The following is a 12797-nucleotide window of genomic DNA, read 5'->3' on the forward strand; positions in this document are numbered from 1 at the left end:
ATGGGAAAATATCAATTAGATTATAAAGGACAAGCACAGGTAACGAGGTTTCACGAGAAACATTCTCAAGGAAAATCAGATAAAAAGAGTCGTATTCAGGCGTTGAAAGAACAATTTTTGACCAAAAAAGGGAAATAAGAGAGGAGGGTTAGCTGATGGAACTCAGGAGACCAACCTTGGCTGATGAATCAGAGGTCAGGGCAATGATAGCAGAATTTGTCGCCAACGGTGAATCTCATGTTCATGGTGGTTTTTGGCCTGGGAAGATTTTTGACTATGAGGCCTGGTTATCTAGCAATCTTGAAGCTGAGATGGGTCTGAATTTACTTCCGAATTTTGTTCCTGCTATCCAGTTTGTCTCTTTTAATGAGCAAGGTCAGGCAATTGGTGTCCTGCATTTGCGACTACGTTTGAATGACTACCTTTTGGAACAAGGAGGTCATATTGGCTATTCGATTCGTCCCAGTCAACGTCAAAAGGGCTATGCTAAGGAACAGTTGCTACTTGGTTTACAAGAATGTCAACAAAAGAATATTAAGCAGGTCTTGGTAACTTGTGATCAGGAAAACGAGGCTAGTCGTCGGACAATTTTGGCGTGTGTGGCGTGTTAGAAGATACCCGTCAAGGGACGGAACGTTATTGGATTACATTAGGAGGTCGGTATGAACAATCCCAAGCCTCAGGAGTGGACAGCTGAGGAACTTAGTCAGGGTCGGATTATTGATTATAAGGCTTTTAATTTTGTCGATGGTGAAGGGGTCCGCAATTCGCTTTATGTTGCTGGTTGCATGTTTCATTGTGAGGGATGCTACAATAAGGCGACTTGGTCGTTTAAGGCGGGAATTCCCTACACGGCTGAATTAGAAGAACAGATTATGGCTGATTTAGCCCAGCCTTATGTTCAAGGTTTGACCTTGTTGGGGGGAGAACCTTTCTTAAATACGGGAATTTTACTTCCCTTGGTTAAGCGGGTTCGGCGAGAGTTACCAGATAAGGATATTTGGTCTTGGACGGGTTATACTTGGGAGGAGTTGATGCTGGAAACTCCAGATAAGTTGGAGCTATTAGGTTTGGTTGATATTTTGGTAGATGGACGTTTTGAATTAGCCAAAAAAAATCTGATGTTACAATTTCGAGGTTCGTCAAATCAACGCATTATTGATGTCAAAAAATCGTTAGCTAGTGGTCAGGTCGTTATTTGGGACAAGTTAAAGGATGGCCAGACCAGTTATGAACACCTGCAACGACAAGAAAAGGACTGAATGATTTTCAGTCCTTTTGATTAGTGACATCTTGCTTAGTTTTAAAGTTGCCTATCGTCAATGGCATTTAACCAATCAGTTGCGGCCTTGGCGGTTGTTTCCAAAGCACCTGGCTGGAATGGCGAATTGAGATGGGCTGTTTCAATGACCTGTAGGAAGGTCTTGCTGCCACCTAAGTCACAGATAGCAAGGTAGTCTGCCCAAGCTGTCGGGTCTTGGTCCACCTGACTGCGTTTCCAGAATTGTAGGGCACAAACCTGGGCCAGAGTATAGTCAATGTAGTAGAAAGGACTGGCAAAAATATGTCCTTGGCGGTACCAGAAAATACCTCGGCTGAGGGCTTCTGAGTCGGAATAATCACGGTCTGGCAAGTAGAGTGCTTGCAAACGAGCCCAGGTTGCCTTGCGTTCTGCAGGCGTCATGTTTGGTTGCTCGTAGACTTCCTGTTGGAAATGGTCAACCAAGACCCCGTAAGGGAGAAAAGTCAGGGCGTCAGCCAAATGACTGAACTTGTATTTGTCAACCTGGTCCTTGAAGAAACGGTCCATCCATGGCCAGGTTAAAAATTCCATGGACATGGAATGAATTTCACATGTTTCATAGGTTGGCCAAATCACTTCGGGACTTTGAATCCATCGCGAACGATAAACCTGAAAGGCATGTCCAGCTTCGTGGGTTAAGACATCGATGTCTCCCTTAGTGCCATTGAAATTAGAAAAGATGAAGGGGCTCTGGTAATCAGCGATATAGGTGCAGTAACCACCACTATCTTTACCAGTTTTGGCCACTAAATCCAGTAGTTGATGTTCCACCATAAAGTCAAAGAATTCGCCCGTTTCCTTGGATAATTCCCGATACATGGTTTGGGCTTGGGCTAGAATAAAGTCAGGGTCACCCTGAGGCCGAGCGTTGCCATCCAAAAACGTCAGGGCCAAATCATAGTGCTTGAGGCTATCTAGTTGTAGGCGTTTGGCCTGACGCTCCCTAAGTTGAGCGACGATGGGCACGATATGCTTGAGAATTTCTTGGCGATAAACCTTAACCATCTCGCGGTTATAGTCAAAACGGTTCATCTTGAGATAGCTATAGTCCACATAGTCTTTGAAGCCAAGAGTTTGGGCAATCTCTGTGCGGACCTTGACCAGTTGGTCGTAAATTCGATCAAACTCTTCCTCATGGTCCACATAATAGGCTGTGGTGGCTTCTGAGGCTGCTTGGCGGACGTCTCGGTCTGTTGATTGGCCAAAGGGAATCATCTGGGAGAGATTGTAGCTTTGCCCTTGGAAATTGATTTCTGCCCCTGCAATCAATTTATTGTAGTCATCTACCAGTTCATTTTCCTTTTGGAAAAGGGGAATAGCTGCCGCAGAAAAAGTTTTTATCTTGTTTTCTGCCTGCATGAAAAAGGTATCAGGGAGCAGGTCCGATAGGTCTTGGCGAAAAGGTGATGCGACAATAACTCGATAATAATCAGTTGTCAGCTCGTCAAATAAGGGGGTGTGTTCATTCCAGAATTTGGTTTCTTGGTTATAAAACTCGTCAGTCATATCAATGGAATGGCGGATATACCAAAGATTGGCTTGGGTGTCAATCTGGCGAAGCAGGGTCGTGATGTCCTGAACCAGCTGACGGGTTTCAGCCAAGCTAGTGGCTGTTGCTAGTTTGGCTGTTTTTTCAGCAAAGGTTTGCTTGAACGCTGGATAGTCTGGGCGAACATAAGTATAATCAGAAAATGTCATAGGCTCTCCTTACATGTCATGATGTCTCTATTTTATCTTTTTTGCGGAGCTTTGGCAAACGCTATCGTAGCTTGTCAAAGGTGTGTTATAATAAATGAAAAACAGGAGGAAACGGTATGATTAGGGAATTTTGTGCAGAAAATCATAGTGATGTGGAACGGGCTTTGAGTCTAGGAGCCAACCGCATTGAATTGTGTGACAATTTGGCAGTAGGGGGAACAACCCCTAGTTATGGGGTCATTGACCATGTTTGCCGCAAGGCCCATGCCCAAGGAGCAGCTGTCATGACCATGATTCGCCCACGCGGGGGAGATTTTTGTTACCATCAAGCAGAGCTTGACATCATGCTGGCGGATAGCCAACTGGCAAAATCCCTAGGGTCCGATGGTCTGGTCTTTGGTGCCTTGACCAAAGAGGGGTGGTTGGATGAAGTTGCTCTAGCTCAACTCATGCAGCAGGCTGAGGGCTGTCAAACTGTTTTTCACATGGCCTTTGATCAGATTCCTCGTCAACGCCAATTGGCAGCCTTGGATTGCCTGGTTGATTATGGGGTCACACGAATTTTAACCAGGGGTGGTCTGGCAGGTTCTGCCTTGGAACACCTGGATTGGCTGAAAGAATTGGTGACCTACGCTGATGGCCGGATAGAGCTAGTCGTGGGTGGTGGACTAACTCAGACCAACTATCATCAGTTGGTCGATGTTTTGGGGATTGAGCAGGTGCATGGCACGCGTTTATTTTGGTAGGCTTAGTTGACCGTTTTGACAAAGACCAGATGATACTCTTCTGAGAGCTGAGGAGCATAGGCAAAGCCAGCAAAGTTTAGCTGCTTGATGGTTTCTAGGTCAGTTACCTGGTGTTGGATAACTTGATTTAGCAAGAGGCCACGCCCTTTTTTAGAAATCGTTGAGTGGGTTTTGAGTTGGCCATCTTTTTCTTCTTGGAAACTTATTCGGATAAATTGTTTGGCAATTTTCGGAGAAAAGACGGTTTCAAACTCGCTAGAGAGGAGGGAAACAACTGGTTCTTTTTCAACAGCTTGGTCAAAATCAGTTCGCCAGTAATGTTTCAAGGATTTGCCAGTCACCTTTAAGGAGCAGTTAAAATCTAAGCGGTGGGGCTGGATTGGGAAATTGGCGGGGATGACCCCGTAGAGGGCACTGGTGATAAAGACCTGATTTTGCAGAAAGTCTTGCCCGTGCTGAATGACTTCTGGGTCAAGCTGGCGGTACATAAGCCCATTAAATAGCTGGATGGCGGGGTAGCTGCTTGCCTTGTTTTGAGCTAACTCCTGCCATCGTTGCTCTTCAAGAAGGCTGGCTTCTGCCTTTATTTTATAAAGTTTGGCAAGCTGGTCTGGACTATACTGGGCCAGTTCTTGAATGATAGTCTTGCTTTGACTACTTAGGGGATGCGGGGCGATAGGGTCTTTTTCAGCCATTTCTTTGGCCGTTGGGATTAAATATTTCATATTTCTATTGTAAGTTCTTAGGTGTAAAAGTCAAGAAAGGGCTCTCTCTTTATCAAATTCTGACGATAGCTCGCTTTTTTGTTATAATAAAGCTACTAGACCAAGGAGAATTTTATGTCAGCTTCCTTTAACCAATTAATGGAACAAATTGAACTACCACTGGACTTGCGCAATTCCCCCCTTTTTTTGGCGGGAGATTTACAGGCTGTTGACCTGCATGCGCAATCTCGGTGGTGGCATTTTCATTTTAGCTTTCCAGAAATTTTACCGATAGAGAGTTATCAAACCTTACGGACTTGTTTACAAACCACATTTGAACGGGCAGATATTCGGGTGACTTTTGACATTAGCAGTCAACAAGCGACCTTTGATGAAGAGTTACTTCAGGCTTATTATCAGGAGGCTTTTGAGCATCCTCCTTGCAATGAACCGAGCTTCCGGGCTTCCTTTGCTCAACTGCAGGTGAGAGCTAGTAGGCAACAGGTCACGATTTTGGCACCACAATTTGTCAACAATGACCATTTTCGCCAACAACATTTGCCTAAATTGAGTCAGGTATTTGCAGATTTTGGGTTTGGCAAGTTGGATTTTTCTATGGTTTCAGATGAACAGATGACGCAGACCCTGAAATCTCAGCTAGAAACCAATAAGCAAGAATTGCTAGAAAAAGCCAGTCAGGAAGCTGCTCAGTGGCAAGCGTCCTTGGCAGCTCAGCAGCCACCAGCTGAGGAAGTCAAGCCATCAGTAAATTATCAAGAACAGAATAGCCAACGTCAAGCTAGTTTTGATAAGGCTAAAATTACGCCGATGATTGAGGTGGAAACAGAAGAAAATCGTCTGGTTTTTGAAGGTTTGGTCTTTGATGTCGAAAAACGAACAACTAAGACAGGTCGCCATATCATTAATTTTAAGATGACCGACTATACATCTTCTTTTCCCATGCAGCGTTGGGCTAAGGATGATGAGGAGTTGAAGAAGTTTGACATGATTGCTAAGGGGGCCTGGCTACGGGTGCGGGGTAATGTGGAAAACAATCCCTATACCAAGTCTCTCACCATGAATGTGCAGGACGTTAAGGCTATTGTACATCAGCCCCGCAAGGATTTGATGCCAGAAGGACAGAAACGGGTGGAATTTCATGCCCACACCAACATGTCAACCATGGATGCCTTACCGACGGTTGAAGAGTTAATTGACCAAGCAGCGAGGTGGGGACATGCGGCTGTCGCTATTACGGACCATGCGAATGTGCAGAGTTTCCCCCATGGTTATCATCGTGGTAAAAAAGCAGGGATTAAGGTGATTTTTGGCTTAGAAGCAAATATTGTGGAAGACCGTGTGCCTATTACCTACAATGAGGAGGATCTTGACCTAAAAGAGGCGACTTATGTGGTTTTTGACGTGGAGACAACCGGTCTTTCTGCGGTTAATAATGACCTTATCCAGGTGGCAGCTTCTAAGATGTATAAGAATAACATCATTGACCAGTTTGATGAATTTATTGATCCAGGTTACCCTCTTAGCCAGTTTACGACAGAATTGACAGGAATCACGGATAATCATCTCAAAGGAGCCAAACCCCTCCTGCAGGTCTTGCAAGAGTTTCAAGATTTTTGTAAGGGGACAGTCTTAGTGGCCCACAATGCTACCTTTGACGTTGGCTTTTTAAATGCTAACTATGAGCGCCATGGCTTACCCAAAATTAGTCAACCGGTCATTGATACCTTGGAATTTTCGAGAAATCTTTATCCAGACTTCAAACGTCATGGCTTGGGGCCCTTGACTAAACGTTTCCAAATCAGTCTGGAACATCATCATATGGCTAATTATGATGCGGAAGCTACAGGACGCTTACTCTTTATTTTTATCAATGATGCCATTGAAAAATATGGTTTGACCAATCTCAATCAGCTGAATACTCGCTTGGTGGCAGAGGATTCTTATAAGCAGGCTAAAACCAAACATGCAACCATATATGTCAAAAATCAGACAGGCTTGAAAAATCTCTTTAAGCTAGTCTCCTTATCCAATGTCACCTATTTTTCTGGTGTGGCAAGGATTCCACGCACGGTTTTAGATGATTACCGAGAGGGCTTGATTTTAGGAACAGCTTGTTCTGAAGGGGAAGTTTTTGATACCCTCTTGTCGCATGGTTTGGAGGCAGCCCAAGAAGTGGCCCAGTATTACGATTTTATTGAGGTTATGCCGCCGGCCCTGTACCAACCGTTAGTTGAACGAGAATTGATTAAGGATCAGGCAGGTGTTGAACAGATGATTCGTGATTTGGTGGAATTAGGACGTCGATTGGACAAGCCAGTCTTAGCTACCGGCAATGTTCACTATTTGGAGCCGGAGGATGCCATTTATCGGGAAATCATTGTCCGCAGTCTGGGGCAGGGAGCCATGATTAATCGTACGATTGGTCGTGGTGAAAATGCTCAGCCAGCATCTTTACCGCAGGCTCATTTTAGGACAACTAACGAAATGCTAGATGAGTTGGCCTTCTTGGGTCAGGACCTAGCCTATGAGCTGGTGGTTACCAATCCCAATCAACTGGCTGACCAGTTTGAGCATGTTGAGGTGGTGAAAAAAGACCTTTACACGCCCTTCATTGAAGATGCTGAAGAACAGGTGGCTCGCCTAACCTATGACAAGGCTTTTGAAATCTATGGCAATCCCCTGCCGGATATTATTGACCTACGGATTGAGAAAGAATTGACCTCGATTTTGGGGAATGGCTTTGCCGTGATCTACTTGGCCTCTCAAATGCTGGTGCAACGGTCTAATGAACGTGGCTATTTGGTGGGTAGTCGTGGCTCGGTTGGCTCTAGCTTTGTAGCGACCATGATTGGGATTACCGAGGTTAACCCCATGCCACCCCACTATGTCTGTCCTAAGTGCCAGCACTCGGAGTTCATTACGGACGGTTCCTATGGATCAGGTTTTGACCTGCCCAATAAAGACTGTCCTAAGTGCCAGATTCCTTATAAAAAAGATGGTCAGGACATTCCCTTTGAAACCTTCCTCGGCTTTGATGGGGACAAGGTACCCGATATTGACTTGAACTTTTCTGGCGATGACCAGCCCAACGCCCATCTAGATGTGCGTGATATTTTTGGTGATAAATATGCCTTTCGTGCAGGAACGGTTGGTACGGTGGCTGACCGAACAGCTTATGGTTTTGTCAAGGGCTATGAGCGAGATTATGGTAAGTTTTACCGTGATGCCGAAGTGGATCGACTAGCCATGGGAGCCAGCGGCGTCAAACGAACGACTGGTCAACATCCAGGGGGAATTGTCGTGATTCCTAATTATATGGATGTTTATGATTTTACACCTGTTCAGTACCCAGCGGATGATTTATCAGCTAGTTGGCAAACCACCCATTTCAATTTCCATGATATTGATGAAAATGTCCTTAAACTAGATGTTTTGGGTCATGATGACCCGACCATGATTCGTAAGTTGCAGGACTTGTCAGGAATTTCACCGGCTGATATTCCCATGGATGACCCAGACGTCATGAAACTCTTTTCTGGAACAGAAGTCATGGGGGTTAGTGCAGAACAAATTGGCACCTCAACGGGGATGTTGGGGATTCCAGAGTTTGGGACAAACTTTGTTCGGGGGATGGTAGATGAAACCCACCCAACCACTTTTGCAGAACTTTTGCAGCTGTCAGGGCTTTCTCACGGGACGGATGTTTGGTTGGGCAATGCTCAGGATTTAATCAAGCAAGGTATTGCCAACCTATCTACGGTTATCGGCTGTCGTGATGATATTATGGTTTATCTCATGCATGCTGGTTTGGAGCCCAAGATGGCCTTTAATATCATGGAACGGGTGCGTAAGGGCCTTTGGTTGAAAATTTCCGAGGAGGAACGTAATGGCTATATCCAAGCCATGCGAGATAATCAGGTGCCAGACTGGTACATTGAATCTTGTGGAAAAATCAAATACATGTTCCCCAAGGCCCATGCGGCAGCCTACGTCATGATGGCCTTGCGGGTGGCTTATTTCAAGGTCCACCACCCACTTTATTACTACTGTGCTTACTTTTCGATTCGTGCCAAGGCCTTTGACATCAAAACCATGAGTGCGGGCCTTGATGCAGTCAAGAAAAAAATGGCTGAAATTGCAGAAAAGCGGAAAAACAACCAAGAAACCAAGGTTGAGATGGACCTCTTCACCACCTTGGAAATTGTTAATGAAATGTTAGAGCGTGGTTTTGTGTTTGGTCAGTTGGACATTTACCGCAGTCATCCGACCGAGTTTCTGATTGATGGTGATACCTTAATTCCACCGCTGATTGCTATGGATGGACTGGGAGAAAGTGTGGCCAACCAGTTTGCTAAGGCTCGTGAAGAGGGAGAATTTCTGTCCAAGACCGAACTGCGTAAACGTGGCGGGCTGTCAACAACCTTGGTTGAGAAAATGGCTGAGATGAATATCTTGGGTAATCTCCCGGAGGATAACCAATTAAGCCTCTTTGATGATTTTTTCTAATCATCATTTGAGAGAGCAAGTGGTTGAGAAGAGTTTGTTAAAAAGTTAGCTAATTATCGCAGAAAATGATTGAAAAAAAGAAAAGAAAGCGGTATTATAGTAACTACATTGAAATTATGGAGGGTTGCCTCATGGCACATATTACATTTGACTATTCAAAAACATTAGATTTTATCGGTCAGCATGAGTTGGACTACCTGCAAGGTCAGGTTAGCCTAGCAGACCAAGCCCTACGCCAGGGAACTGGTCCAGGTGCAGAAATGACGGGTTGGTTGGATTTGCCAGAAAATTATGACAAGGAAGAGTTTGCTCGTATTCAAGTAGCGGCTAAAACCATTCAAAGCAACAGTGATGTCCTGGTGGTGATTGGGATTGGTGGGTCTTATCTTGGTGCTCGTGCGGCGATTGACTTTTTGAGCCATTCATTTGTCAATCTGCAGAGCAAGGAAGAACGTAAAGCACCACAAATTCTCTACGCTGGAAATTCAATTTCGTCAAACTATTTGGCAGACTTGGTCGATTATGTGGCGGACAAGGATTTCTCAATCAATGTGATTTCCAAGTCAGGAACAACGACAGAGCCAGCTATTGCCTTCCGCGTCTTCAAGGAACTTTTGGTCAAGAAATATGGCAAGGAAGAAGCTAATCAGCGGATTTATGCCACAACTGACCGTGAGAAAGGTGCGGTCAAGGTTGAAGCAGATGCTAACGGTTGGGAAACCTTTGTCGTGCCAGATGATATTGGTGGTCGCTTTAGCGTCTTGACAGCTGTTGGCCTCTTGCCAATCGCCGTTTCAGGAGCCGACATCACTGCCTTGATGGAAGGGGCAAATGCAGCCCGCAAGGCTTATGCGTCAGACCAGTTGGCTGAAAATGAAGCCTATCAATATGCGGCGGTTCGTACCGCACTTTACCGCAAGGGCTACATTACCGAGATTTTCGCCGATTATGAGCCATCCTTGCAGTATTTTGCTGAATGGTGGAAACAATTAGCAGGTGAGTCTGAAGGCAAGGACCAAAAAGGCATTTATCCGACTTCTGCTCATTTCTCAACGGACCTTCATTCCCTTGGTCAATATATCCAAGAAGGTTACCGCAATCTTTTTGAAACCGTCGTGCGTGTGGACAAACCACGTCGTAACTTGGTGATTCCAAGTGAAGATTTGGACCTTGATGGTCTAGGTTATTTGCAAGGTAAGGATGTTGATTTTGTTAATAAAAAAGCCACTGACGGTGTTCTCTTAGCCCACACTGACGGTGGTGTGCCCAATATGCACTTGACCCTGCCTGCTCAGGATGAATTCACCCTTGGTTATACCATCTATTTCTTTGAGTTGGCCATTGCCATTACTGGCTATCTCAATGGAGTTAACCCATTTGACCAACCTGGGGTAGAAGCCTATAAGAAAAACATGTTTGCCCTACTGGGTAAACCAGGATTTGAAGACCTATCGGCTGAACTTAATGCTCGTCTATAAAACAAGTAACACCCTAGTCATGATTGACTAGGGTGTTTTTTAACGGTGCTTAGCAAGAAATTTCCTCAACCATCTACCCAATATAAAACCTAAGGGAAAGGAAAGAATGATGGGTCTTTTGATAAAAAAATCAAGGAATTGATCAATCAACTGATTTAGAGTCATTGTTCCCTAATGCTGACAATTCGATTTTCAATCCTTGCCCCTCCCACACCGTTAGAAGGGACATAGACTTGCCTTGTTCTGATAATAACGCCTCTATCTGCGGAGAGATAGCTACTTCCAACACCTGAGGCAACAGATGCAATAAATCCTGCTAAAGCAGCATTTATACCAGGGATAGCTCCTAATAAAGTTCCAAAGGCACCTGCTCCGAGACTAACAGCTAGAGACCAGGTAACAGAGTCAATGTAGTTGTCATAGAGATTATTACCTAAATAGACTGTCTTATTAACTCCTTTTCTACCGAGACGTTGCGTTAAGGTTGTGAACACAGTTTGATACTGTTCTTTGGTAAAGATGCCATCATCATATAATTTTTGAGCTGCTTGTAATAAATCTGAACTACTGAAAGTAACCACTGTCGAATTGGTTGGTGTTGTTTCTTGTATAGTTGGAGAATTATCGGTTGTCGCAAGAGCTATGGTGGGGGATATATTTGACAGCGCTAGTAAACAACAACTTGACCAAATGAGTGCTTTTTGATATTTTTTGTTCATGATAACCTACCTCCATTATTTTTTATGTAATATATGACACTATTAGTATAGCAAAAAAGCGCTTACAATAAAAATAGAAAGTTAATTATTCTGAAAAATAAGTTAGTTTCTGGTAATTGTGTTTTTCAAGTGAGTCATGATTTGTGTTATAATAGGGATATGGATAGAATTTTAGACCAGGACCTTTTGCCCAGTGATGAAGGAGTGGAGCGTAGCTTACGTCCCCAATCCTTTAAGGAATATATTGGTCAGGATAAGGTTAAGGAACAGTTACAAATTTTTATTGAGGCAGCCAAGTTACGTGATGAGGCCCTAGACCATGTCTTGCTTTTTGGCCCACCAGGTTTGGGAAAAACGACCATGGCTTTTGTCATTGCCAATGAACTGGGGGTAAATCTTAAACAAACCTCTGGCCCAGCCATTGAAAAAGCAGGAGATTTGGTCGCTATTCTTAATGACTTGGAGCCTGGCGATGTCCTTTTCATTGATGAAATCCACCGCATGCCCATGGCAGTAGAAGAGGTACTTTATAGTGCCATGGAAGATTTTTATATTGATATTATGATTGGGGCAGGAGAGACCAGTCGCAGTGTGCATTTGGAATTGCCACCCTTTACCTTGATTGGGGCAACCACACGAGCAGGGATGTTGAGCAATCCCTTGCGAGCTCGTTTTGGTATCAATGGCCACATGGAATACTATGACCTGGCAGATTTAAGGGAAATTGTGGAAAGAACGGCTGATATTTTTGAGGCCAGCATTAGCCCAGAAGCTGCCCTAGAGCTAGCTCGCCGTAGTCGTGGGACACCTCGGATTGCCAATCGTTTGCTGAAACGGGTGCGGGATTATGCCCAGATTATGGGGGATGGTCAAATCAACCAAGAGATAACCGCCCAGGCCCTGACCCTCTTAGATGTGGACCATGAGGGCTTGGATTACACGGACCAGAAAATTCTTAAAACCATGATTGAAGTCTATCAGGGAGGCCCTGTTGGTCTTGGGACCTTGGCCATCAACATTGCTGAGGAGCGAGAGACCCTTGAGGACATGTATGAGCCTTATCTCATTCAAAAGGGCTTTATCATGCGCACTCGTTCTGGTCGGGTGGCAACGCAGAAGGCCTATGACCACATGGGCTACCCTTATCTAGCGAAAGGAGACTAAGATGACCAAGATTTGTTTTGTTTGTTTGGGTAATATTTGCCGTAGCCCGATGGCAGAGTTTGTGATGAAAGACTTAGTCAAGGATGAGGCAGGGATTGAAGTTGTCAGTCGGGCGACTTCTAGTTGGGAACATGGCAATCCCATTCATGCAGGAACGCAGAAGATTTTGCGTCAATATGGTATCCCGTTTGATGTCAATAAGACATCGCAACAGGTTAGTCTGGCTGATTTGGCTGACTTTGACGTGATTTTTGCCATGGATCAGCAAAATCTAGCGGATTTACGAGCTCTTTCGGCAGGTCAATTTGATGATAAAATCCAACTTTTAGTTGAGGATGGTGTGCCTGACCCTTGGTATACTGGAGATTTTGAGGAGACCTATCGCCTAGTTAAGGGAGCCTGCCAAAAATGGCTCAGAAAGCAAGGCATGAAGGAATAAAAAGAAAGGTAGGGATGAG

Annotated in this window: 10 protein-coding genes and 1 pseudogene; 8 read left to right on the forward strand and 3 right to left on the reverse strand. The window is 44.6% G+C overall.

The window, feature by feature from the left end; all coding sequences use genetic code 11:
* The 3 genes and pseudogenes from FRX57_RS07645 to nrdG all read left to right on the forward strand — a co-directional run bounded on the left by FRX57_RS07645 (position 1) and on the right by nrdG (position 1262).
* A complete protein-coding gene (locus tag FRX57_RS07645) occupies positions 1-138 on the forward strand; it encodes a hypothetical protein (RefSeq protein WP_186600842.1) in 138 nt (45 codons plus the stop codon).
* A gap of 17 nt (positions 139-155) precedes the next feature.
* Positions 156-697, forward strand: a pseudogene (locus tag FRX57_RS06060) (GNAT family N-acetyltransferase).
* On the forward strand, positions 663-1262 hold the full coding sequence (gene nrdG / locus FRX57_RS06065; RefSeq protein WP_146567703.1) for an anaerobic ribonucleoside-triphosphate reductase activating protein: 600 nt from the start codon (positions 663-665) through the stop codon (positions 1260-1262). The pseudogene FRX57_RS06060 and the gene nrdG overlap by 35 nt, the downstream one beginning before the upstream one ends.
* Positions 1263-1303: 41 nt before the next feature.
* Here the strand turns inward: nrdG and FRX57_RS06070 are convergent, their stop codons facing one another.
* A complete protein-coding gene (locus FRX57_RS06070; protein ID WP_146567705.1) occupies positions 1304-3001 on the reverse strand; it encodes a M3 family oligoendopeptidase in 1698 nt (565 codons plus the stop codon).
* A 116-nt stretch (positions 3002-3117) separates the two neighbouring features.
* On the opposite strand from FRX57_RS06070, the gene FRX57_RS06075 reads away from it, so the two are divergent.
* Complete coding sequence (locus tag FRX57_RS06075; RefSeq protein ID WP_146567708.1) at positions 3118-3747, forward strand: copper homeostasis protein CutC; 630 nt, start codon at positions 3118-3120, stop codon at positions 3745-3747.
* A 2-nt stretch (positions 3748-3749) separates the two neighbouring features.
* On the opposite strand, the gene yaaA is transcribed toward FRX57_RS06075, so the two are convergent.
* Entirely contained in the window at positions 3750-4472 is a 723-nt protein-coding gene (yaaA, locus tag FRX57_RS06080; protein WP_146567710.1) for a peroxide stress protein YaaA, read from the reverse strand.
* Between the two features lie 114 nt (positions 4473-4586).
* On the opposite strand from yaaA, the gene FRX57_RS06085 reads away from it, so the two are divergent.
* Entirely contained in the window at positions 4587-8978 is a 4392-nt protein-coding gene (locus tag FRX57_RS06085; protein ID WP_146567712.1) for a PolC-type DNA polymerase III, read from the forward strand.
* A gap of 131 nt (positions 8979-9109) precedes the next feature.
* Positions 9110-10456 carry a glucose-6-phosphate isomerase gene (locus tag FRX57_RS06090; RefSeq protein ID WP_146567714.1) on the forward strand — a complete coding sequence of 449 codons (1347 nt, stop codon included), beginning with the start codon at positions 9110-9112 and terminating at the stop codon, positions 10454-10456.
* Positions 10457-10617: 161 nt separating this feature from the next.
* Here FRX57_RS06090 and FRX57_RS06095 read toward each other — a convergent pair whose 3' ends face one another.
* The gene (locus FRX57_RS06095) at positions 10618-11175 is read right to left on the reverse strand and encodes a hypothetical protein (protein ID WP_146567716.1); all 558 of its coding nucleotides are present in this window, start codon (positions 11173-11175) and stop codon (positions 10618-10620) included.
* Positions 11176-11334: 159 nt separating this feature from the next.
* On the opposite strand from FRX57_RS06095, the gene ruvB reads away from it, so the two are divergent.
* Both ruvB and FRX57_RS06105 read left to right on the forward strand, forming a co-directional pair.
* Entirely contained in the window at positions 11335-12339 is a 1005-nt protein-coding gene (gene ruvB / locus FRX57_RS06100) for a Holliday junction branch migration DNA helicase RuvB (RefSeq protein ID WP_146567718.1), read from the forward strand.
* A 1-nt stretch (position 12340) separates the two neighbouring features.
* Entirely contained in the window at positions 12341-12778 is a 438-nt protein-coding gene (locus FRX57_RS06105; RefSeq protein ID WP_146567720.1) for a low molecular weight protein-tyrosine-phosphatase, read from the forward strand.
* The last annotated feature ends 19 nt before the right edge of the window (positions 12779-12797 follow it).

Source organism: Streptococcus cuniculipharyngis (assembly GCF_007859195.1).
Classification (GTDB): domain Bacteria; phylum Bacillota; class Bacilli; order Lactobacillales; family Streptococcaceae; genus Streptococcus; species Streptococcus cuniculipharyngis.